This is a genomic window from Olleya sp. ITB9, from assembly GCF_001315805.1.
Lineage (GTDB): Bacteria > Bacteroidota > Bacteroidia > Flavobacteriales > Flavobacteriaceae > Olleya > Olleya sediminilitoris.
The window spans coordinates 94,660-118,696 of record NZ_BCBW01000018.1 but is presented as its reverse complement, the minus strand read 5'-3'; the positions used below and the strand labels follow the sequence as shown (position 1 = coordinate 118,696).

24 protein-coding genes are annotated in these 24,037 nt (G+C 32.2%); 11 read left to right on the top strand and 13 right to left on the bottom strand.

Translation table 11 applies throughout. The annotated features are described in order from the left end of the window. Positions 1–53 precede the first annotated feature (53 nt). The 3 genes from ITB9_RS04635 to ITB9_RS04625 all read left to right on the top strand — a co-directional run bounded on the left by ITB9_RS04635 (position 54) and on the right by ITB9_RS04625 (position 1,946). Positions 54–983, top strand: a complete 930-nt coding sequence (locus ITB9_RS04635; RefSeq protein ID WP_054851341.1) for a phospholipase D family protein — start codon at positions 54–56, stop codon at positions 981–983. A gap of 58 nt (positions 984–1,041) precedes the next feature. Then, positions 1,042–1,317, top strand: coding sequence for a hypothetical protein (locus tag ITB9_RS04630; protein ID WP_054851340.1), 276 nt, complete (start codon positions 1,042–1,044; stop codon positions 1,315–1,317). A 233-nt stretch (positions 1,318–1,550) separates the two neighbouring features. Further along, a complete protein-coding gene (locus tag ITB9_RS04625) occupies positions 1,551–1,946 on the top strand; it encodes a hypothetical protein (protein ID WP_054851339.1) in 396 nt (131 codons plus the stop codon). A 164-nt stretch (positions 1,947–2,110) separates the two neighbouring features. Here ITB9_RS04625 and ITB9_RS04620 read toward each other — a convergent pair whose 3' ends face one another. Next, a complete protein-coding gene (locus ITB9_RS04620) occupies positions 2,111–2,506 on the bottom strand; it encodes a hypothetical protein (RefSeq protein ID WP_054851338.1) in 396 nt (131 codons plus the stop codon). Positions 2,507–2,656: 150 nt separating this feature from the next. On the opposite strand from ITB9_RS04620, the gene ITB9_RS04615 reads away from it, so the two are divergent. After that, a complete protein-coding gene (locus ITB9_RS04615; protein ID WP_054851337.1) occupies positions 2,657–3,637 on the top strand; it encodes a hypothetical protein in 981 nt (326 codons plus the stop codon). Between the two features lie 17 nt (positions 3,638–3,654). On the opposite strand, the gene ITB9_RS04610 is transcribed toward ITB9_RS04615, so the two are convergent. From ITB9_RS04610 to ITB9_RS15580, 3 genes are read right to left on the bottom strand one after another with little or no spacing between them, the layout of a single operon-like run. Further along, positions 3,655–4,296 (bottom strand): response regulator transcription factor, encoded by a 642-nt coding sequence (locus tag ITB9_RS04610; protein ID WP_215906972.1) that lies wholly within the window; start codon positions 4,294–4,296, stop codon positions 3,655–3,657. Beyond that, positions 4,297–6,264: a tetratricopeptide repeat protein gene (locus ITB9_RS04605; RefSeq protein ID WP_054851336.1), complete on the bottom strand. Its 1,968-nt coding sequence runs from the start codon at positions 6,262–6,264 to the stop codon at positions 4,297–4,299. Positions 6,265–6,287: 23 nt separating this feature from the next. Beyond that, positions 6,288–6,425, bottom strand: coding sequence for a hypothetical protein (locus tag ITB9_RS15580; protein WP_187294253.1), 138 nt, complete (start codon positions 6,423–6,425; stop codon positions 6,288–6,290). A 621-nt stretch (positions 6,426–7,046) separates the two neighbouring features. Between ITB9_RS15580 and ITB9_RS04600 the strand changes: the two genes are divergently transcribed. Next, the gene (locus ITB9_RS04600; protein WP_082396047.1) at positions 7,047–10,268 is read left to right on the top strand and encodes a fibronectin type III domain-containing protein; all 3,222 of its coding nucleotides are present in this window, start codon (positions 7,047–7,049) and stop codon (positions 10,266–10,268) included. A gap of 136 nt (positions 10,269–10,404) precedes the next feature. Here the strand turns inward: ITB9_RS04600 and ITB9_RS04595 are convergent, their stop codons facing one another. The 4 genes from ITB9_RS04595 to ITB9_RS04580 form a co-directional block, all read right to left on the bottom strand. Beyond that, complete coding sequence (locus ITB9_RS04595; RefSeq protein ID WP_054851334.1) at positions 10,405–12,666, bottom strand: hypothetical protein; 2,262 nt, start codon at positions 12,664–12,666, stop codon at positions 10,405–10,407. Then, complete coding sequence (locus ITB9_RS04590; RefSeq protein WP_054851333.1) at positions 12,654–13,313, bottom strand: DUF1266 domain-containing protein; 660 nt, start codon at positions 13,311–13,313, stop codon at positions 12,654–12,656. The genes ITB9_RS04595 and ITB9_RS04590 overlap by 13 nt, the downstream gene beginning before the upstream one ends. A 4-nt stretch (positions 13,314–13,317) precedes the next feature. Then, positions 13,318–15,798: a hypothetical protein gene (locus ITB9_RS04585; RefSeq protein WP_054851332.1), complete on the bottom strand. Its 2,481-nt coding sequence runs from the start codon at positions 15,796–15,798 to the stop codon at positions 13,318–13,320. Between the two features lie 66 nt (positions 15,799–15,864). After that, on the bottom strand, positions 15,865–16,920 hold the full coding sequence (locus tag ITB9_RS04580) for an SMI1/KNR4 family protein (protein ID WP_054851331.1): 1,056 nt from the start codon (positions 16,918–16,920) through the stop codon (positions 15,865–15,867). A gap of 155 nt (positions 16,921–17,075) precedes the next feature. Between ITB9_RS04580 and ITB9_RS04575 the strand changes: the two genes are divergently transcribed. The 6 genes from ITB9_RS04575 to ITB9_RS04550 all read left to right on the top strand — a co-directional run bounded on the left by ITB9_RS04575 (position 17,076) and on the right by ITB9_RS04550 (position 21,338). Further along, positions 17,076–17,981 (top strand): hypothetical protein, encoded by a 906-nt coding sequence (locus ITB9_RS04575; protein ID WP_054851330.1) that lies wholly within the window; start codon positions 17,076–17,078, stop codon positions 17,979–17,981. A gap of 140 nt (positions 17,982–18,121) precedes the next feature. Beyond that, positions 18,122–19,378: a hypothetical protein gene (locus ITB9_RS04570; RefSeq protein ID WP_054851329.1), complete on the top strand. Its 1,257-nt coding sequence runs from the start codon at positions 18,122–18,124 to the stop codon at positions 19,376–19,378. 15 nt (positions 19,379–19,393) lie between these two features. After that, a complete protein-coding gene (locus ITB9_RS04565) occupies positions 19,394–19,819 on the top strand; it encodes a DUF2262 domain-containing protein (RefSeq protein WP_054851328.1) in 426 nt (141 codons plus the stop codon). A 29-nt stretch (positions 19,820–19,848) separates the two neighbouring features. Beyond that, positions 19,849–20,376 (top strand): hypothetical protein, encoded by a 528-nt coding sequence (locus ITB9_RS04560; RefSeq protein WP_054851327.1) that lies wholly within the window; start codon positions 19,849–19,851, stop codon positions 20,374–20,376. Positions 20,377–20,380: 4 nt separating this feature from the next. Then, positions 20,381–20,890: an endonuclease V gene (locus ITB9_RS04555; protein ID WP_054851326.1), complete on the top strand. Its 510-nt coding sequence runs from the start codon at positions 20,381–20,383 to the stop codon at positions 20,888–20,890. Between the two features lie 19 nt (positions 20,891–20,909). Further along, on the top strand, positions 20,910–21,338 hold the full coding sequence (locus tag ITB9_RS04550; RefSeq protein WP_028291097.1) for a hypothetical protein: 429 nt from the start codon (positions 20,910–20,912) through the stop codon (positions 21,336–21,338). Positions 21,339–21,438: 100 nt separating this feature from the next. Here the strand turns inward: ITB9_RS04550 and ITB9_RS04545 are convergent, their stop codons facing one another. The 5 genes from ITB9_RS04545 to ITB9_RS04525 all read right to left on the bottom strand — a co-directional run bounded on the left by ITB9_RS04545 (position 21,439) and on the right by ITB9_RS04525 (position 23,985). Continuing rightward, complete coding sequence (locus tag ITB9_RS04545) at positions 21,439–21,813, bottom strand: hypothetical protein (protein ID WP_028291096.1); 375 nt, start codon at positions 21,811–21,813, stop codon at positions 21,439–21,441. Positions 21,814–21,865: 52 nt separating this feature from the next. After that, positions 21,866–22,483: a hypothetical protein gene (locus tag ITB9_RS04540; protein WP_028291095.1), complete on the bottom strand. Its 618-nt coding sequence runs from the start codon at positions 22,481–22,483 to the stop codon at positions 21,866–21,868. Positions 22,484–22,648: 165 nt separating this feature from the next. Beyond that, positions 22,649–23,164 carry a GNAT family N-acetyltransferase gene (locus ITB9_RS04535; protein ID WP_028291094.1) on the bottom strand — a complete coding sequence of 172 codons (516 nt, stop codon included), beginning with the start codon at positions 23,162–23,164 and terminating at the stop codon, positions 22,649–22,651. 75 nt (positions 23,165–23,239) lie between these two features. Next, positions 23,240–23,419, bottom strand: coding sequence for a hypothetical protein (locus tag ITB9_RS04530; protein ID WP_054851325.1), 180 nt, complete (start codon positions 23,417–23,419; stop codon positions 23,240–23,242). 152 nt (positions 23,420–23,571) lie between these two features. Beyond that, positions 23,572–23,985 carry a hypothetical protein gene (locus ITB9_RS04525; RefSeq protein WP_054851324.1) on the bottom strand — a complete coding sequence of 138 codons (414 nt, stop codon included), beginning with the start codon at positions 23,983–23,985 and terminating at the stop codon, positions 23,572–23,574. Positions 23,986–24,037 lie beyond the last annotated feature (52 nt).

Here is a 24,037-nt window from a genome sequence, read left to right as displayed (position 1 = left end):
ACAAAACAGAGTTAAATAATTTAAATACATTAAAAGAACAGAATTAACCAATTATGAGTGCATTTTTAACAGGAGATAATCTTAATAACGCTATTGATGATATTATTGCAAATGCCAATAAGTTTATCCATATTACATCGCCTTACATAAAATTAGACGATCATTTTAAAGAACGATTTAATTTAATAAAAAACAATCCATCTATTTACCTTCAAATCTTGTTTGGTAAAAATGAGGATAATTTTTACCGAAGTATGAAAAGTGAAGATTTAGACTATTTTAAATCTTTTCCTAACGTGTCAATTATTTATGAGCCAAGGTTACATGCTAAAAGCTATATTAATGAGTCTAATGGTATTATTACCTCTATGAATTTGTATGATTACTCAGCAGAGAATAATGTAGAATATGGAGTTGCTTTTAGTAAAAGTACGTTAACCGAAAAAGTTTATCAAGAGCATCTAGATCATCATCATTACCTATTAGAAGAAAGCGCACATTGTATTTATATTAAACGACCAGTATATAAAACTATGTTATTAGGCCTGAGTAAAAACTATTTAAGGTCTGAAGTATTGTTAGATATATTTGAGTCTTTTGACCCTAGCAAAAAAGATTATGAGCGTGTTGTTTACAAAGATATAGATGTTATTAGTCTAGATGATAAAGATGTTGTTCCGGAATTAAAATCTAGAGCAGAAAAAAGAAACGAGAAGGTTCTAAAACCAGTTTTAAAAAAGAAACCTTTTAATATAACCCAAAAGGTTGAGTCTAAAGCCCCTAAAACAGGTTATTGTATTAGAACAGGTGTGGAGATTGATTTTAATCCAGAGCGACCATTTTCTTATAAAGCTTATAAATCTTGGGCTCAGTTTGAAAATTACGATTATCCAGAAAATTACTGTCATAAAACAGGTGAAAAGTCTAACGGTAATACTAGTATGACAAATCCTATATTAGGTTATAAAAATCCTGCTTGGTAGTAGCCTAAATAATATAATATTTACCTTAAATTTTAAAAAAAAACTAAAAACCAAACCCATGTTAGAAGCATTTGCAATAGCCTATTTTATTAAACAAATTAAATTAGTAGCCGATCAAAAAGGGATAAAACCCGGAAAATGGATAGCTGGTACCGTTATTACTTGGATTGTTGTGGAAGCCTTAATAATTATAACCGCTTTTATGACTTTAGATTTGTCTCAAGATGATCTTATCATGGTGGCTATTCCTGCCATATTAGTATCTGCTGCATCAGCTTATTTTATTTTAGAACAATTAAAAAAGCAACCAGCTGTTAAACCTACAGAACTGTAATAGTTTTAAACCCTACAGGAATAAAAAAACGCTTTATATAAAGCGTTTTTTTTATGTCTTAACATGATGCATTACAGTGATTAATTTATAATATCACGGTAAACCGTGAGTTAAACTGTTATAAAAAGCACCAAATTTGTGATGCACTTATACAACTAGGCATCTGGTTTTACTGGATTTAAATGTAGTTAGTATAGTCACAAAATAATGATATAAAAACTAAAACACGACACATGGAAGATCAAAATCAATTAAAAATAGAATTAGTATTAAAAAAAGATAGTACCACAAAACAAGTCTTTGCATTAAGCCAGTGTGATTATAATTTTTCGCCATCGTATTATCAAGAAGAGGATAATAAACCACCTATAGCATTTAACTTGTCTGGAGGTGTTAAAAGTATTACAGATCCTATCTTATTAGATTGGTTGTGTGATCAAGAAGGGGAGTGGTCTGGTAGTATAAAGTTATATAAACAAGAGACTTTGACTTTACATATGACCTTTAAAAAATCTAAAGTAACAGGGTGTAGTCAGTCGTTTTCAGAACATCATCAATTTGAAGGACTTGAAACTTATTTTAGTGCTAATTTAGAAGGCGTTACCTTAAATGAAACCACTATAAATTAAACGGATATTAGTTTAGTTGTCCAAAGTCTTTAAGTGTTAAGCTTAAAGGCTTTTTTTTGTTAGTCAACCAGAAGACGTGACAGTGAGGTATAAAAAAAACAGGACCTGTATTACGTGTCCTGTTTTTGGTGGTTGCTATTAATGGTTTGGATAATGCGGTTGTATTATAACTTATTTTCTAAATAGTTTTGTATGGTAATATCAGGAAAAAAACCACTGTGATGTCCGCCCCAACAGGCAGTTAAAGACAACACACCAGCGTCTAATTTTAGTTCTTTTTTAGCTTCGGCACCTTCATTAACGATACAAAACACGTGTATGTTTTTTATTTGATTTTGTACAGCAGTTTTACCCAAATGATCTTGGCAAACCCCTTTTAAGGCATCGGTAAGACGTTGTAAACACACGCTTGGTACAAACTTGATATAGTCTAATTCAAAGGTATCCCAATGGATGGTAATTGGAGTGTCTTGTCCAATAAGTGTATTAATGTCGTTTTGATACGCTGATAAGTATTGGTCTTCAATAGCTTTGGCAGCGCGTTGTTCTTGCAGTCCCATGGGTTTGTGTTTGGGGTTAGTAATACCTCAAAGTTACACGCTTAAGCGCTGTTATTAGCACCATTTTTTAGTGAAACTAAAAACTCACTGATTTCAGTGAGGGTAGCAATACATTAGACGTCTACCTTTATTTTTTAAAGTCAATATGTAATGCGTTACCTACTAATCCCGCTTATTGTTTATATCCTGTATTTAATTGTGTTAGGCTGCTCTAAGTACATTGGCATCTCTACCACTCAGGCTAAAAAGAATTTGAAGACCTACTTAGACCGTGAGTTTGAAGACGATGTCAGTTTTAAGCATTTAAATCGGTTTTTTAATGCAGCAACCATGAATCCAAATATTTTTAGTGTTTTGATTTATAATACCAATATTCCGGAAATAGAATGTTACTTACACCTTAACCTTAAAACCATATTAGAAGATGCGGTTTTACCATTACGTGCTACTGAGCAATTGACCTGTCTGGAGGCCTACCAAGCCTCAAAACAACGGTATGATGCCAGACAGACAGTAATTGCAGCGTTACAGCCTGATTTTGATTTACAATTTGATTATAAAGCGGTAAACATAACATTGGACACCCAACCAACACCAGAAGTTTTAAGGTTTATAATGCAACGCTGTGTAGACACATTAAATAAGTACCATACCGCCTTAGACCATTATGATGATTTTGAAGTGACTATTACAACACCAGAGCAACCACAAGGGTTTGTGACGTTTACTTTAGAAGATGACCGACAACAATGGACCCGTTTGCCATTACAGTTGTCTGTTAATTACAGTAATTATAATCCCTTATTAGCACGACTAACCCGTTATGCTTTACAGCAAATAGCAAGTCTTAAAACACCCTATGCTTTAGCCGAAAGACATACTATTTATATAGATACTAAAACCATGTCTAGAGCAGCTTGGGTACAGTATTTAGACGATACCAGTATAGATAATACAACGCAAGGCGCTTGGATAAACCCACAAAAAGGGATTTATGTGATTTATTTTGACCTGGATTCTAATTTTATTTACAGAGGAACAGTACTAACAGAAACCAATGATACTTTGGATTACACCGAAACTTTTGCACTTATCCAATCTGCACTTACTACCGAAGGTATTGCATTTTAAATGAATATGTTACAGGTTTAGTCAAACAAACCAGACTCGATGGCATATTTTACAGCACCTGTTGTGGTTTTAGAGCCAGTTTTAAGTAAAATATTTTTACGGTGTGTCTCAACGGTATTAACCGATATGAATAGTTTTTCAGAGATTTCTTTAGAGGTTAACTCTTCTGCTAACCATTTAAGGACTTCTTTTTCGCGAGGGGACAGCGTGATGTTTTTATATTTCTTTTTTTCAAAAACACTTTCCATATAGCGTTGTTTAATGATGTCTGAAAAATATTGTTCGTCATTTAAAACCGTACGTACCGCTTTTTGTAATTCGTCTTTACTAGTAAATTTTGGTACAAAACCATCTGCGCCTTTTTGGATGACTTTATGTACAGTTCTGTGGTTGTCTAACATGCTAAGCATGATAATTTTAACGTTGCTATGCTTTTTTTTAATGCTAGTTAGCAACTCCAAACCATCCATTTTAGGCATACTAATATCGCTAATAATTAAGCCTATCTCAAATTGACTAAGTAGTCTAATGACTTGGTTGCCCTCTGTGGCTAAATGGATGTCACCAACCTCTTCCATATCGCTTAATATGGTGTTTATGCCTTCCAGAAACATAAGATGGTCGTCCGCTATGATGATGTTTGTTTTGTTCACTGTCATTTAATTTGTTGGCATGTCTATAGTAATAGACGTCCCATGATTATAGCTACTGTCTATGTCTAAAGACCCTTTTATTTTTTGAAGGCGTTCTTTAATATTACGTAGTCCAATACCTTGTGTTTTAGTGTTTTTAAACCCTTTACCATTATCGTTTATAACAATGTTTAAATGGGTGTCGTGCTTGGTTAAATGTACATCTGCTGTTGTGGCTTCGGCATGTTTTATAATGTTATTGATTAACTCTTGCACAATGCGGTAGGCATCAGCCAGTAATACTTCTGGTAGTTGATCGATCTCGTCTTCAGGAAAAAAATAAGTATTAATTTCAATCTCAGAGGTAGCATTAATTTGAGTTACAAAATCTTTTAAAAAACTGGTAAACCCTATTTTAGAAAAAGCTAATGGATGTAATTGATGCGATAAATTTCTAATATCCTGACAGGCATTATTAATAGCTGTGGCTATTTTTTTAGACTGTGTTTGGTCTTGGTAAGGCTCGCTATAATGCTCAAAAGCAATTTTAATACTTGCTAAGTCACTACCAATACCATCATGGATCTCTCGAGCCAGTCTAGAGCGTTCTTCGTCTTGACCTTCCTGGTAGCGCTCGATAACAGAGAGTTTGTGATCCTTCATCATCTCACTAATTTTCTGTTTTGCATTTTCTTCTTGCTGTAAGTTAAGTTGCTTTTGTATTTTCAAACGTTTTACATAAGACCATCGTAAAATTACTAATATAATTAACGCCAATGCAATACCAGTAATAAGCGTATTTCTTACAAGACGTTGTCTTTTAACAGTAAGTTCTACTTTTTGTAATTCGGCTTCGCTTAGTTTTTGCTCTTTTTCAAGCAGTTCTATTCGGGCTTCTTTTAATTGCGTCTCGTAACGTTCTTGTATGTTAGCTACATATTTTTCTTTGTCTAAAGTCAGCTGTTCTGCACCAGTAGTTACCCCTTTTTGATAAAATTCTAGTGCTTTTTCAAAGTTTTTTTCCTCTTGATAGAGTTGTGCTAAGTTTTTATAGATGTCTGCTTTGTAAAGCAATAACGATTGCTCATCACCAATAGCTAAGGCTTGATTAAAGTAATTAATAGCTTCGGTTTTATGCCCTAATTTGGTTTCGCAAACCCCTAAATCGTTTAAAACTATGGCAATGTCCGAGTTAAACTGAAGCGCTTTTAATAAACCCAAGGTTTTTTTTAAAGCCACAACCGCTTCCTTACAACGTTTTTCCTGCACAAGCATTTGCGACAGGTTGATGTTTATATAAGCAATAACCGCTTGATTTCCTTCTTTTTCTCGGTAGCCTAAAACGGTTTTGTAATGCTCTCGTGCTTGATCAAATTTGCCTTCTTCCTTTAAAATATTAGCAAAATTAAACAGTGTGGTGAGTACACCATCATCATCACCAATCTCGCGATATAAATTGGCAGCACGATCTAAATTTGCTGCCGATTTTTTATACTCCTTTTGCAATAAATATAAGGTTGCAATATTTTGGTATGCATTGGCTTCTTGTGCTTTACTGTTAGTTGTATTTGCAAAACTTAAGCATTGCATGTAGTTATCCATAGCCTTTGGATAGTCACCTAAATTTTTATAAGCTGAAGCTAGAATATTATAACAGGCAGCCTTGCCTTTGTCTAGTTCTAGTGTGTTTAATAAAACAAGCGCATCATTGGTGTATTGTATCGTGCTTTTATAGTCTCCTGTAATATTGCTTAAGTTACCAAGTGCATATAAGGCTCTAACTTCTTGTAAATCTATCTTTTGTTTTTGACTTTCTTCTAGCCATTGTAAGGCAGCTTGTTTTGCAATTACTGGATTTGTTTTTACATGATTGTAATAGACTGTTGCTAACGAGTCTATTAAACCGTTGTTTTTAGATTGTTGGCCTATACAGACGTGGTTAACGCTAATACATAGCGTCAAGAAAAGGATGATATTTTGGGTTAATAATCGCATAGCAACATGCAAAACTAATAACTTTAACTGAAATAGGTTGTGCTTATTTTAGATTTGATTGCTTTTAATCGTTCCGGTTGATTGTTTTCTAATGCTGCGTCAGAATGCATGATTTTTTCTAATAGATTATGACGACTAAAAAGGGCATCTGTTTTAGACATGTCAATCCATTCTAGATGCTTTAATAAGGTACTAACCGAAGGTTGTTTTGATCCTTAGGTAAATTAAAAAGATAAAGCAAAAGAATTGTTTTTGGATGGTGGATACATAGCAGAAAAATAAGCTAAAGTTATTATTAAATGTTAAATGAAAAGCAAAGTATACCAAAAAGAATATTACAATAAACCCGCAAACGCAGTGCGATAACTTACAAATTTAAATCCAAAATTAGAATAAGAGAAGCGTCTTTGATTTGGGATTGCAAAGTGGGCTATGAATGAATTGGTTCTAAAAATTAGTATAGCTATTAGAATTACTAGTTTAATCTCTTTAACCTATAGTCTTTTTAGTAGTTAACCAGTTAAAAGATTAAAAAACAACTTATTAATGGGTAGATAAGTAAAGTGTAAAAGTCATATTTTTCCTTCAAAAATAAAATTTTTATAGTATCATTGTTTCGTGATTTTTTAGAAAGTACTAAACGGGTTCTTGTCTTTTTAAGAAATAAAACTAATTTTTAGAACCCACCTAAAACAGAAATACAAACACAAAAAAAAATCAAACCAAAACACAAACAAACTAAAAAAAAATCAAACCAAAACACACAAACAAACTAAAACAAAATGACACAACAAACTAAAACAAAACGATCCTTTAGCTATTTTCTATGGTGCATGTTTTTTATGACCCAATTATCTATAGCTCAAAATATTTATGTCTCAAAATCCGGTAATAATAGCAACGACGGTTCTACCCCAAACACAGCATTACTTACTATACAAGAAGCTGTTAATACTGCTAATGTCGGAAATACAATTCTAGTCGAAGACGGAATATATAATGAAAAAATATCTTTTTTAGATAAAACAAACGCTAATAACACAAGCAACTACTTAACACTAGAAGCATCTGGAAGCAATGTTGTTATATCTGGATTAGGACTTGTGCCGGATGGTAGAGAAGGACTTATTACTATAGACAACTCCGATAATATTAAAATTGATGGTTTTGAAATTAGAGATTTTAAAACTAGTGATAGTGGGCAAACACCGGTTGGTATTCTTGTCCGTGGATCATCTTCTAATATTTCAATTATCAATAACAAAGTGCATGACATAAAACATTCAAGTACTTGTAATGAGGATGATGGTGACTGTGAAGTCGGAGCACATGGTATCGCAGTGTATGGAAATACGCAAACAGGAATCAAAAACATAACCCTTGAGAATAATGAGGTCTATAACAATATACTACAATCCAGCGAAGCCTTTGTACTAAATGGCAATGTGACTAAGTTTCTAGTAAAAGGCAATTATGTACACGATAATAATAATATAGGATTTGACTTCATAGGGTATGAGGGAGAGTGCTACGAATGTGTAGAGAATGATAATTATAAAGATAGAGTACGTAATGGACTGGTTACTCAAAATATCGCAGAAAACAATAGCTGTGATAGGAATCCTTGGTATAACTTACCTGATGAACCATACGATAAGCGAGATCGAAGTGCAGGTGGTTTTTATGTAGATGGTGGAACAAATATTATGTTTGAGCGTAATATCTCTAGAGGTAATGATTTAGGGTTTGAATTTGCCAGCGAACATAATGGTAAGAAGACAGATAATATAATTATGTCTAACAATGTTGTGTATCAAAACACAGAGGCAGGTGTAGCTATGGGAGGGTATTCTTCAAATGGAACAGGTAGTGCTGATAATATATATATTATAAATAACACTTTTTACAAGAACAAAAATGATTCCGGTTGGGGGACAGAAATTACCTTTCAAAATAGAGTAACAAATATTAGAATAGCCAATAATATTATTTTTGGATCTTTTAGTGTTGGAGGAAACTATGTAGGAATCAACAAAAATGGTAATACTAATATTACATTTAAGAAAAACCTATGGTGGGGAACGTCCACAAGTGGTCAAAATAATTTACCAGGTAACCGTGTCGTTGCTAACCCCCAATTTAATAATATTTCAGAATTTGATTTTAACTTAAGTTCAGATTCACAATCTATAAATAATGGATTGTCGGAAGGATTTATAACAACCTGGATAGATTCATTTTGGGCTGACCTATATCCAAACGGTATCCCTTTAATTGGATTAACCGATTTTAATGGGGAAAACAGAACTGTAGGTTCAGTCGATATAGGAGCTTTTGAATTTATGGCAACTACTGTTAGTGCACCTTTAGCACCATCAAATTTAGAAGGTGTTTCGAATACGACCAATAGTATTTCAATAAATTGGGTAGATAACGCTGATAATGAATCTGGATATAGTATAGAAAGATCGTTAAACGAAAATTCTAATTATCAAGAAATTAGTACTGTAAACACAGATGTCACTTCTTATCAGGATGAGAACCTAAACCCTAATACTACGTATTTTTATAGAGTTAGAGCATATAACGATGTTGGTTTTTCTGAATACAGTAACGTACTAGAATTGACAACCGAAGCAGTTGTGGTTTCTTTGCCTGCACCTTGGGAGAATGCCGATGTAGGAAACCCTACAATCTCTGGAAACGCTTCTTATGATAATGGAACATTTACTGTAAATGGAACAGGATCTGATATCTGGGGTCAATCGGATCAATTTCATTATGTGTATCAACCTTTAAATGGAGATGGAGAAATTATAGCTAAGATTGAAAGTGTTGACAATACTAATAATTGGGCTAAAGCTGGTGTAATGATCAGAGAAACATTGAACCAAGGATCTAAACATGGTATGTTAGTAGCAAGTTATTCTGAGGGTATTGCTTTTCAAAGAAGAACAGCCACTGGTGGTGTCACTACACATACAGGAGCTGCTGGTAGCGCTTCTTTATGGCTTAAATTAGTTAGATTGGGTACTACAATAACAGCCTATCAATCAATTAACGGAAATAATTGGACAAAAGTAGGTGAAGACACTATAGATATGGCAACAAATGTCTATATAGGCTTAGCAACAACTAGCCATAATCAACAAGCTATTTGTTCTGCTGTATTTAACAATGTAGAAGTAAAGGGACCTGTAGATACTGGTGTAGAAATTACTATTGATGGAAATGCTACTGATTGGAGTAGTATTGCATCTATTTCTACAAATGGTACTGGAGGTTTAACTTCTTTAAAAGCATACGATGATAGCGATTACATTTATATCTTGGCTCAAGGTACAATGAATAGCAATTATATTTTCTTTATTAACACAGATAATAACACAACTACTGGGTATAAAAATGGTCTTTGGTCTCCAGAAGGAAGTGATTATAGTATAGAAAATGGAAGCCTATTTGAATACTCTGGATCTGGAACTAATTGGAGCTGGACATTAAAAGGTTCTTCCTCTATTACAGTAGTAAAAAATGCCAATATGATAGAGCTTAAGGTTGCTAAGAGTGCCTTCCCTAATCTTCAAAATGCTATAGGAATTGGTTTAGATATTGAAAATAGTTCATGGAATACCGTAGGAACTTTACCTGCATCTGGTACGCCTCTTGCTTATTACATATTACAAGATGGAGGTAGCCTTAACAGAGTAGGAATAGAAAGTAATAACGCTTCTGTTATAAAAGGAGCCTACCCTAATCCATTCTCTGCTGAAGGTATTAATATAGATATAACCACGGATTCTCCTAAGGAAAACTCAGTTACAATATTTAGTATATATGGTGAAAAACTGAAGCAATTAAAGCCTAGTCAGAAATCTAAAAACGTGTATAGTTACCACTGGAATGGACAAAATGGAAATAACAGGCCAGTATCGCCAGGAATTTATTTAGCTAGAATTAAGTTAAATACGACTTACAAAACGATAAAAATTATTAAAAATAAATAATTGTTTATGGTTTGTAAAATTTAGCAATCCTCTAAACCCTCTTAATATATTAAGGGGGTTTTTTATATCTTGTTATCCCACACGCTATAAAAAGGATAATGTGCTTAGGGAATAATTACATTAAATACTAATAACTTTAACTGAAATAGGTTGTGCTTATTTTAGATTTGATTGCTTTTAACCGTTCCGTTTGGTTGTTTTCAAATGCTGTGTCAGAATGCGTGATTTTTTCTAATATATTATGACGACTAAAAAGGGCATCTGTTTTAGACATGTCAATCCATTCTAGATGCTCTAATAAGGCACTAACCGAAGGTTGATCTTTACTTAAAAATAGCGCATTATATTTGGCGTTATCTTCAACTTTACCCAAGGCTTTCGTTATATTTTTTAAAGTTTGTAACAGCATGTTGTTTTGATCCTTTGGAAAATTAAAAAAGGAATGATCAGGATAGCTTTTTAATAATTGTTTAAAAGCAAGTAAAGCTTGGTCGTATCGTTTTGCTATATACAAGAGGTTTGCATAGTCGTACTCTATATTCCAATCATAGGCTTCAGGCGTTTCTGTTTTAATAACCTCACATATGTCTATGCTTTTTATAGTATTACTCCCTTCTTTAGCACATGCTAACGCTAATTTAAAATAGTAGGCTTTATTAGTTGCTAAAGATGCAGCCTTTACTAAGGCGTCTGCACCAGCATTAGTATCTCCTGTCATCCAATGGATTAAACCATTATTGCGATAGTCGGTAAAAGTGATTGGATCTGGTATTAAATCTTCAATGGAAGCGTCATTGATGTCTTCAGGTTTTTCATTTAAAAAATCATAAAAGCAAATCCATTGAAACACTGGATACAGTTCTGGTAATAAATACTCTTGTTCATGATTATAGATGGCGTATTTATAGCATTCTTCATAATCTTCCTTTTCCAAAAGGACTTCAATAGCCATATTTATGGTACTACAATATTCGCTATCCCCTTCTTGATAATAATAGATTTCAGAATTAAGATCTTCAAAAAAGGCGTCGTAGTTTTGGTTGATTTTATGAATGCTCATGCGTAAGTTATAAAACCAAGGCGCATACGAATGAGGTGGTAAAGGAAATCCAGTTAAAGCGTCATTTATAACCACTAAAGCATCATCAAACTCTTGTAGTTTAACTAATGCTCGTGCTTTAAAATAAAGTGTTTTAAGTGTTGGTGGATTTTTAATATGAAATTGAGCCACAATATCTAAAATACCTTGCCAGCTTTCTATTCTGCTATTAACTTCCAAGAGATATAATAAATATTCGCTTGTTCTGAGTCCATTTTTAAACGCTGCATGATACATAGCTCCTGTATCTTTATAATTAGCTTCTAGAAAAAAGGACTTTGCTTTTAAAACAAAAAATAAAGGGTTATTGGGGTTTAAGGCTAAGCCTTGAGCGATAGCTTGCTCTAAAACCGTTTTATTTTTAGTGTAATAATAAGCAGCGTTACCTATTTGTACATAACTGTGTTGTGCTTGTTGCCAGCCAGCATTAACTAAGGCCTGCATGTAATTTTGATACTGCGTAAAGGTGTTATATTGCACCTCAGGAAATTGTGGTGTTGCAGGTGCTTTTATAATTTGTGCGACCATCTCATACAGCATAAAAGCTTTAGCGTAGTCTGTTAATACAATTTGAGTAGTGACTGATAGGTCCAAAAATTTCCATTCTGTTTTCCATTGTTTTAAAATCTCAACCGATTTATTTTCCCATAAATCCACTTGTATGTTAGCTAGTTGTAAACTGGTTTGATCTAAACGGTCATCTAATTGTAAACCTTTTAAAACGTCTAAATTATGGGTTGATGACGCTAATTCTAATAGTTGATCAGCATCAGATTCTTGAGCAGAACTGCATAATTGATCTAGTAAAGCAGCTTGAATATCTCTTAGTAAAAATCTAGCTTCGGTTAAACTAGGATAACATTCTAAAATGTATTTTAAGGTGGTGATTGCTTCTTCAAAACGCTGTTCTTCTTTTAGTTTTAAGGCATAATGAATGTGTAAAGTTTCGTTTTGAGGGTATAACATTAAGGCTTTATGAAACACGTAGTCTTGACATGTTGCATAATAGCTACAAACAAATTCAAAATCTGAGGCTTGTACTTCGTTTATATTAATTAAAGCATTTAAGTAAGATTCTAAAACCGGTATGTTTATGTCTTCAAAAACACTGATGTATAACATGTACAGTCTGTAATACCTAGCGTAGTCCGTGTGATTGTCCTCGTCTAATGCCTCTAAATTATCCTTAATTATAGTCATTACAGCTTGTAAATCATTATATAAATTGGCTTTATATAATGCTTCAGCACGCTGGATATGTGCAATAACGTCTTCTCTAGATAAACTTATGTGTTCCATACTTTAAACTCATTTTTTTGTTCAATATGTAATCTTTGATACGTGTCCCAAAGGGTATCTGTTCCAGGAAATTTGCTAATATCTTGTTCGGTTGGTCCTAAAACGTATTCATAACCTAAACAGACGTTATTATGGAAGGCTTCCCAACTATTAAAAGTAGATTTTATAGTGTTGTTAGCGTCTTCTAGTCGTAAAAGGACTTCGTGAGTTGTAATAAAGCCAGAGACTAAACCTAATCGCATTTGAAAAATATAGTTGGCCATCTCATAGCCTGTAAGTTTTTGATCTTTAAGGCTAAAACGATACGTCCACACTAATTTGTAAATGTGTTTGGTTTTTGGATTTTGCTCAGCATTATATTTAGCTTCAAAGGACGTGGTTGAATCCATTCTGAATTGTGTGGCTAATTTTTGAAATGTATTGGATACCATTTGTCCACTTTTATAGCGTTGTAAGCTATTACGTAAATGAAACCCAGATTTTATACCATATAAATTTAACAGTCTTTTAGCCATTTGGACCTGTAACGCTTCTGATAAGTCAAATCCTGACCAACTGTTTAAGTCTGCTTTTTTGTGGTGTTTTTTTAAAACTAAAGCCGATAAATTAAGATGATCTTGAATTTTTGGTGTGATAGTGTCTGTCATTTTTTTAAGCGATTATGTCTTTAGCAACTTGTGATAAAACCGTAGATACATCTTCTGGATAAGCTCCGGATTTAACCATTGTTTTTAAACCCATAGCATAAGAACTTGCCATTTTAGTCCCTTGTACTAATTGTACAAACAGTGTTTTACAAGAGTTAGTAAACGTTGCTAATGCAACGTCTGAAGCTAAATTAGTATCTAATAAGGTTATGTAAAGTGCCTGACTAAGTCTAGACCTTATATTATTTGGATCATTTTGTAGCCAAACTTTAAACTCGGTTATGTTGTCCAGTAAAAACGTTAGGGCTTCTGTGTCATAAATTTTGGTTTGAGGGTACTGCTCTAGGTTAGAAAGCACGAACTCTACAAACTTTTGATTAATCTCATTAGGTTGCATTTTTATATCCACAGTATTTAAAGACGTGTTGCTTTTATCAGCTTCGGATTTTGTATTAAAGTATAGGTTGTTTAATGTTGTAATGTTATTATTTAATGTGTCTTGAGAGGTAAAACCATTGGTTTGGACTGTACAGTATTCAAATAAAAAACGAACCGTATTAGCATTAAGTTTGTTTGTTTTTAGTTGATCTAGAAAGTCCATTAAAAAAACTTCTATACTTATCCATGTTTGAGGTGTAGCGTCATTATCGATTTCTGTCTTTTTACTTTTTTGATGTATAGTTATAATGTTTTTTATGACTTTGTCTAAAAAGTAGCTGACATCATCATTAATTTTATTAAAGAAGTTTGCAGTTCTGACACCTTGTGTAGTTAGCATGTCATTTACCCAAATGGCTTCTTGTTTAAAGCTATAATAATAGTCTGACAAATAACTAAACCAAGCTTGTATTTGATTAAGTGTTAACGGAGTATTTGGGTTTAGATAATGTTTAGCAGCAAATGTATTGCAAAGCGTTGTAATACAGGGATCAATATCTTTTAATGCCCAAATTTGGTTTACACGTGTGTAATTACCCGATTCTGCACATAAAATGCTTAATGTGTTAACAATAAATGGAAGGTTTTGGGTTTTAATAGCGTCTTCAGTTTGTGTTGCTGAGTAAGCTAGTTCTAGCAAAAATATTTGTAAAGCTTCAAGCTGCTCTTTATTATATAAATTAAACAATTCTTGATTAGCATCATAAAACACGCGAACTAAAAACTGATTTAAAGGATTTGAAATACCACAGTTTTGAAAACCTTTTAAAAATACATCTAAATTATTAGTGTTTTGAAACACATGTGTGATCACAAAAAGTCCTGTTAGCTTAAAAGTTTCATATTGATAACGCATACTTGGTAATGCATTTTGATTATCATCAAGTAATAATTTTGAAAAAATAGCATTATAAGTTTCGGTTTGACTTTTTATCCCAGATTTTGGATGACAGGTATTAAACCAAAACGCAAGACTTGTTAAAGGTAATACGGAAGCTGTCGCTTGCTGTAATAGTGGTTTGGCAAAATCTGTAAATACTTCGGTATTAAAATGCAGGTTTTTATTTATGCTTAGCCATTCTAAAAATTGCTGATAGCATAGGTCTAATAGATTTTGCGGAATGCCTTTATTAAGGTCACTAAATAAAATAACATCACCAGAGTCCCAAGTTTTTGTACCTAAGGCATTAATAAAAGGGTAGTGGTTGTTATTTGTTTTAAGGTGTAAAAGTGCAGTACTTTTAACTTCTGCAAAAATCCAACGCTCTTTTATTGCTTCAAGCGCTTCTAGTACTGATTGTGTGTTATTTGCATAGTAATCTGCTAGGTCTGACGATAACCAATTAGCTATTATAGTATAGGCACTGGATTTGTAAACATGACCAACAGGTAATATTTGATGAAACGCAGTAATAAAACAGGACCAATCATTATTAAAAAAATGCTTGATAAACGTGTCGTTAATTTTAAACGGATACGTGTCTAGAGTATCTTTGTTTTGATTAGCAGAATACGTCGAATTTAGTATGTTAAATTGAATGCATTGTTGTATCACAAAGTCTGAATTTACGATGTTAGTAAGATCAAAAATACTATCTATTAAAAACTGATTTACAACTATTGAAGCTTCAGATGTACTTTCTGAAAGTAGTTTGATAACTTCAAAAATTTGATTTTTAACGGTTTGATGACAATGTTCAGATTCAAAATAATTTAAATTGAATTTTAAAAAATGAATAAATAGTTCGGTACTTTTTTTGTCAGGAAAAAACCCTTGTTTTACCAACGGAAGCCAAGCCATAACAAAGGTTATACCTTGTTGTGTATTACTATATAGTTTTGGATGATTGTATAGTTGTTGAGCCAGTGTATTAGTAAATGTAGCGCTTAAAGTTTTGGTTGATGCATTGCCTTTAGCATCTTTATAAACCTTACTATCTGTGATGTCTAAAAGTTCTAAAATTGTAATTAGCACTTGTTGTTCTGATGCTTCTAATGTTTTTAGATTAAGGTTAGGCAGTATGTCTTCTTTAAATATAGATGGCATTTATACGGATGTATTCAAATTAAGATTCACTTTTTGTAGTAAACTAGGGTTGGTTGAGTTGCTATTCTAGTTAGTCTGTAGCCACTCAAAATCTTCGATATCAGACTGATCATTAGCAAGGTTTAATAAAAAACTGTTTAAGTTTTTATCTTCTATGTAACCAATTTCTTGATCTGCACCAAACCTGATGATTTGTCCTGGAACCCCTTTTGTATTTGGCGCAAAATCCATAGCTAAAAAGTTTCCGTTTTGTAAGTCAAAAAACGGAATCCAATAGGGTGTTGTGTACATTAATAAGGCTTTACCTTCATTTGTACTGTAGTTATCTAACAAATCGCCTTGTGTCCAATCGTCATAAATCATTTTCCAATTCACCCATTCAAGTACAATTTGCTCGGCAGACATAAAAGCAGTGTTTTTAATACCATTATGCAAGGTTAAAAATGATTTTAAAATCTCAGGAAAGTCAAAACCAGCTTCGTTTTTAAACTTAGCATAAGCAGTATCGTTATTTTTTGCAGGTGTAACGATTAAGTTTTTTTTAGCTACTAAGGTTTCAAAACTCGTTTTAATATCATCCAAATTATAAGTCACGTCTAACTCAATGTAAGGCGTAATAAAATCGGTTTTTTCTTTAGTCAATTGTTCTGCAATAAATTGATTGGGTATCTGATGCATAATAAATTCGCCTGTATTTTTTATGATTAACTCCTTATCATAATTAGACGACGGTTGTTTACTAAATAAGTTATCAGCAAACGAATATATGTTTGAGGAATCTGTTTGTTGGTGTTTGTCCTTTTTGTCAATAGCGTCAAACCAAGTCTTAAAAGTAGGCGTTACTTTAAAGTTTACAGTTGCAATAGTTTTGTTGTCTAAAAACGCAATGCCATAAAATTTTCTGGTTAAACTCTGATCAGGAGTGATAAATAATAGTTTAAATACGGCTTGATTAAAATGGTCTTTTATAGCTTGTAATAAAGCATCTCTAAAAATAAAACTGTTTTTATAATGTGTTGGGTTATCTAGTTTTGGTAAGGTATTGATAGAGATGGTTTCAAAATTAAAATCTTCCCACTTCATGTCTTTTACAAGATCTGTATAATCTACGATTGTCTTCATTTTAGTATAAATTTTGAATGTGCTAAAGTAGTTTAGTCGTTGTAAGTTTTTATCACTGAAACTAATGATTTTAATTTTTAATAAAATAAATATCACTGAAAACAGTTAGAAAAAATCAAAGTAAATAAAGCATATTTGTAACACTAAATTTATTTATGACTTCACTACAATTATCATCTATTGGACTTCAGATAAATACTGTAGCTATCCAATTTCCGGTTTCTATTAGCGCTTTAAAAAGAGTTTTAGATCATGATTTTAGAGCATTTAAAACTAAAAATAATACCATATATACTTGGGATGATTTAGGAATTACGTGTTATTCTAAAAACGGAATTTTAGCAGAGTCTTTAACCGCTAATTTTAAACCTGATGGTTATAATTTTAGTCCTACAAACCATTTTAATGGCCAATTTGAATATCATAATCATGATATTATTGAATATTATAAAACCAATAAAAAAGAGTGTGTTAAGCTTTTTGAAGGTGATGATGGAGGTGCATTAGTCTCTAATACCATTAGTGCTTGGTTTGATGTAGATGAACAAGGGGTTAATGCTATTGAAGTAAGCACTTATAAACCTTATGATAAAAGTGAAGGCATACCAGAAGACAAATACACCATTAGACCTTTAGAGGAAGCGATAATACCTTTTGAAGATTTTGGTTTTAAGTTATCTGTTATAGAAGAGTTAATGTATAATAAAGAGTTGCTTAAACCTAAATTTGATATTTACGAATTTGCTAAATGGTACAAAAAACGTGACATTAATATAGATGAAGAAGGATATAATCAAATCCCTGAAGTAGAACAGTATTTTAAAGACTTACCAATCCCTAAACGCTTGGCACCTGCTTTAACCGAAATTTATCAGGATGGAGGTAATGATATTTATATGAATTTATCACCATTTTCTGGTGGAGCTGTAGACTATTGGGACATTAAAACCAGTGAAGATGTTAAGCATTTTAATAATTTAAAAAAAGCCACATTATGTTATGCAACAGATACTGCGTATGATGAGATGATTGCCTCAGGAATAGATGCAGAGTGGTTGTAGCTGACTGTTAGGTTTTCATAAAAGTCTAATGTGGTTATTTACAGATATCATTAGTTTCAGTGATTAAAACGATAACATTTAATTATAATTTTGAACAACTAATGAAGAACTTTAGTGCTATAACATTAAACGTATAAAAAATGAAACTAACCAATCAGAAAATAAACGAGATAAAAACAGAATGGAATACCTTGGGTAGTCAATATGCTATTGCTGTAAATGAGATGGTTAAATTTGGCGATACCAATGGTTGGGAGAATTGGAAAGGAGAAGACCCTAAAGATGAAAGAGACCATTTGTCTGATGCTGTTTTTCAACTTTTAAAGGATGCTAATACTAACAATACAGTTGCGCAGTTTAGACAAGATTTTCCGCCAGCACACACACCTTTATTAAAATTTTTAAAAGATAAAGGACAAAGTATTTCGCAACTCAATTTTATAACGAAACAAAAAATTGTGTTTTTGGTTGGTTCTGCATATCAAAAACGTCAAGCTTATATTCTTGATAATACCACTGTTTTAGAGTTGGATGCTTCAATAGATATTATAGGTAAATCCAAACAAAACAATGTATTTGCTATAGCTTCAAATAATGCTATTGTAACCACTCAAGGTTGGGAAGGTGAAATAATATCAACGTTTCAATTAAAAGACACAAAAGATATAGCAATAACAGATTTGATTCCGTTTAACGATGGTAAAAAAGTCTTGCTAGTATCATCAGATGGGATTTTTATTATTTCAAATGAAACAGAGCATAGGATTCATCCTTTACCTGATCCAGAAGATGAAGAATGGGAACCATATTTAGATATGGAAAATGCAACACTGTCAAATGATAATAAGTATATAGTTGTTGGCGATCAATGTTACGATCATCGTATTTTAAATAGCAATGGAGCGCAATTAGGAGATATTGGACCACAATCGTCTTATCCGCATTTTTGTTTGTTTTCTAAAAATGATAATCAGCTAATTACAAATTCTTGTCATTTTTACAACGGTGTTACTATTGGTGTAGATACCTCAGACCTTGAAACGATTAGTGTCGAAGCTTATCAAGACAGTGAGGATTTTACGGTTATTGATGATGGTATGCGTGTGTATTGTGGTATAGCGACTTCAAAATACTACATTTTAGGTGATGCTTACGGTTATATAAAAGCTATAGATGCTAAAGGAGATTGCATTTGGAAATACTTTTTAGGATCTACCATTAGCGGAATGACTATTTCTGAAGATGAGAAGACATTATGGGTAGGATCATACTCTGGAATGTTACATAAACTGCAATTGGATAAAGGATTGCGAGATAATCATACTATAGGAACAGGTCAGCATTACGAAGATTTTAGATTGGTGATTTGGAAAGACGAACCTATTAGAACATGGTAATAAGTAATCAGAATTATGAAAATCACTACAAATAACCTTGAGAAAGACCCAGATTTAGAAGGTAGTTACAAAATAGTATTATCGTTTAATGAAGATGCTATTGTATTTAGATTAAGTCCTGATGATGCGACTTTAAACGAAACTTTAGCATTAGCTAACAATGTAGCAAGCAATTTTAAAGCCTATAAACAACTTGCAATAGAAGCTATTACTAGAGACTTTTTAGATAATTATAATGATAATTGGGCAGATGAAGACGAAGGGTATCCGCAATTAACTAAAGAGGCATTTATAAGCAAACTAACCATTACAACTATAAATTTTACTTCAACAGATTTAATAGATGTGTTTTTTAATGAAGATGGTATGTTTGGTTACCATACATTAATTGCTCAATCTTTTGATGGTGAAACTTTTGAAGACACCACTATGTTTGGGTAATTACACTAAAATTATCACAATAAAAAGTTATGGAAAACACAAAGATAGAACAAGCCTATCAACATACATTTTCAGGTTTAACCATGTATTACAGAGATTGCGAGCTTGCAGAACATTTGGTTACACGCTATAAAATAAATCAAATTATACAAGAGCGTGGTTTTACAGATGTCTCTAATCAAGCTGAAGGTTTAGCTAAAACTGTACGCTTTGCTATTGCTTCAAATAACGCTTCAAATTTAGGAGCCATAAATCCTGAAGTGGCTAAATATGGATTTCATTTAATTGCTTCTGGAGCCTATTTTAAAGTCTTGGATATTTATAAAATTGAAGATAAAACCCAAATACTACTAATGCATTTTGATGAGGTCTATCGAGATGTTTTCAACAGCACTACGTCTAATATAGAAGAGCAAATAATACAAGTTGGTAGAAACAGTTTAGAGACAAAAATACAGCTACAACCCAATAGTATATTAAATAATGAAGACTGGACCGAGCGCACAAAACATCCAATCGGGATGCTAGATTCGGGTGTGTTCTTTTTAAATAATTAAACACATGATACTTGCTTTTGACACCTATTATTACGACGGAAAAGCCAAAACCATTGCGGTAAGTTTTGACGATTGGGAAGACGACGAACCAACAAAAATTTATACCGATATTATTGAAGGTGTAGCCGATTACCAACCAGGATCTTTTTACAAACGCGAATTACCATGTATTTTAAGCTTGCTTAAACAAGTGAATTTAGAAACAGTAGACTTAATAATTGTTGATGGTTACGTTATTTTAGAAGAAAAACATTTGGGTTTAGGTGGTTATTTGTACCAGGCTTTAGAAGGTAAAATCCCTGTTGTTGGCATTGCTAAGTCAGAGTTTGTGTCTAAAACTTCGGTGTTTAAAAAAGTGTTTCGTGGTGAAAGTAAAAAACCATTATACGTCACATCTATAGGTGTTGATACAGCTGCCATTTGCAACGCCATACAACGTATGCACGGAAACTACAGAATGCCAACATTGTTGCAGATTGTTGATACAAAAACTAAAGAAAACACTAATAAATAATGTATTAAAGAGTTAAAATATGAATGAAGATTTAATCGTAGACAACGTTAATCTAGCTGATAATTTATTTACAAAACACTATAGCAATTTTATTAAAGAAAAACCAAGAACAGTTACTGTTGAAGAGGAGGATTTTAAACTATTTAGTTTTGAAGAAATGATTGCTCTAACAACCATAGATGGTATGGAAGTAAGTAAAGTTAGAGCTTTAAAAGCCTATGTAAATACTTTAAAAAACATTTTAGGACCAACGGTTTACGATCAAAAAGGAAAACAGTGGTCTATGTTAATGTTATCTGCAAGCCTTACCATTGGTGAAAATACAGAAGGTGATTTATTGTTTATTGACAGACACGATAGTAAAACGCTATATATTTTTCGTCATGATGATGGTAGCTTGTATAAAACAAAAATGACGTTAAACAAACTAATTAAAGCTTATTCTTAGTAAGCTTTAGTTACTCCTAAATAATAAAAAAGCCCGATTACAATGATGTAAAAGGGCTTTTTTTATGGTTTTTATTTGCTTGTAATTCAGTTAAAATGGTTTAAGCAGATATATTATTTATTGCTTCCATACGTTTTAAAATAATGGGTACAAATAAGGCGAATTTTGCATTAAATTCTTCTTGTGTTTTAGAAGTGTTTAGATTTTTACCCATAGTCATCCAGGTATTAAATAGCGCTTCTTCTTTATTTTGTGTTTTGGTATCAATATTTAAAGACTTTATTAGCATGAAATTATCATCATGATTATAAAAATCTGTCGTATTTACAATTTCAAAAACAAGCTCAAAAATACTTCTGGTGTCTAATAATTCGTTAATTTTTATGTCCGATTCTTTTGATGCACTTACCGCATCAAAAACGTCTACCATTAAGTTTTGTACTCTGGCATTAATACTAAAGTCTAGATATTTCAAAATATTATAATTTATAAATTAAGAAAAAGTGTTTTAAACCAATGGTTATTTATTACAACGGTATGTGTCCAACAATGGTTCCTGCTTTTACAATAAAAAACGAATTTGTTATAGGTGCATTCCCAAAGCTGTCATCATTCCAGGTATGGTTATGTAGGTAAGCAAATTTATTTAGTGTGTCTTCATCTGCTTGTCTAGAAACAATAGTCATACAGGTCCTGCGTGGTATTGATACCAATAACTCTTCAGCCTCTAACATAGCATGCGCTTTAAGCATGTGAGATTTAGAAAGTATGATCTCGCTAGAAAAGTCTTTACCGTTGGTAGCAAGTGCTTTATTGTTTAAAGCTCCAACTAATTCAAAATCGCTATCATAACGTTCTAAATTTTCAAAAGCCTCTTTTGTAATTTGCTTACCATCCATAGTTTCTAAATGTTGATTAGTTAAAAACACAAAGTTGTCTGGTGTATCCATACCATAACCAATTACAACGCCATTAGTTTCACCTTCGGCAGGAATTAATGTCGAGCTTAATGCTCCAGCTTTTAAACCAACCCAATTGCTAGGCTTTAAAATAGGATATATTTTTTGATCACTATTTTTAGTTTGTTCTACTATTTTTTCTATTTCTTCTGGTGTTTTTTCTGGACCGTGAATGGTGTTACTCATAATAATTATGTTTGATTGTTTTAAACAAAATTATACAAGTGACTTACTTTTTGTATCACGGAATTCAGCGATTTAAAGATTTAGTTGTTAATCTTTTTTTTTCAAGATTAGTATTTTATATTGTTGTTTGTTAATTGTTTAATCTTGTATTGGAGTAGGGAAGTGTTAGTGTTTTAAAAACATAACATGATTAGGATTGCTATGTGTTTCAGATATTTTAAAATCATAAACACCTACTATTTCAAATCCTTTCTTTTTATAAAAATTAATAGCTTTATGATTCTCTACCCAAACAACTAACCATAATCCATTTTGATTATTTTGCTTTGATAGTTTAATATTGAAATCTAATAATCTAGCCCCTAATTGTTTACCGTGAAAAGCTTCAAGGAGATATATTCTATCTAATTTGGTGATGTTTTGGTCACTAATATTGATGTTTGGTGTTTGTAATTGGATTTTAGAAAAACCAGCCAATGTTTGGTCAACATACAATAAATGGTATACGCTATTTTTATTTTCAAATTCTTTTAAAACAGTAGCTTCGTTATATGTTTTGCTAATAAAATTTGCAACATCTTTTTTTGAAGCACTGTGACCATGCGATTCAAAAAAGGTTTGTTTACCAAGGGTTGCTATTAATTTTGAATGTTCTGGTTTGGCTTTTGTGATTGTAATCATTTCAAAATTATTACTTTTTAATACTGAAGTTTTTTTTGCAAAACTATGTAATTATTCCTTTTAAATTATAACATTTTAATCTAGAATTAAAGTTTGAAGTACAATGTTGTTAGCGTCTAACTGTTGGTAATTACCATGTCCAGAAATTTGTTTTGTAAATCGCTTGTAATCATTATTATAAGACAGACCAAAATTAACGTCAAATGTGAATATTACATATTTAAAACTGAAAGTGTTATTAAAAGTAGTAATCAAAATGTGAGTAGGTTGCAAAGTGACATCCCAATAATTGGAAGCTTCGTTACTTAAATTTGTGTTAGCTAATAAGTTGCTTCATGTTTTATTGTGGTTAACAATTAGTGTTGTTAATTGTTTTTTTAAGATTTTAGTGGTCATTATTAAATCTTCTACCAATAGGTACCAACTAAAAATGTCATTCTGATAAAAGCAATTTGACTATCTGAAGTTATAGTTATGGCTGTTTTTAAGTCTGTTATTGGACTGTCGTCTATAAAAACAACAAATAGTCCATCCTGAAAAGCAAGTAATACATTGTCTATGGATTGCTGTAAATTAGCAAGCGTTTTATTAGTTATTTCACCAAAATCTACTTTTCCGGTTGTAGCTTGATGTTGTATTTCTGAAGGACTTAAAAAACCGACGACGTTTATTTCTAACCGTTTGTTGTTAAATGCTTCTACTTGATTTGTGACACAAGCAATTAATAATTGCTCTAAAGTTTTAGGTGTTTTATCCAGAGTAAACGGAACAAGTTTCTCCTTTTTTTTGCCTATTCTTTTAAGTTGTAATGTTAGTTGCATTGGATGTTTTTTTGCGTTAGGGATTGTCGTGAAAAGCCCACAGTGCGATAGC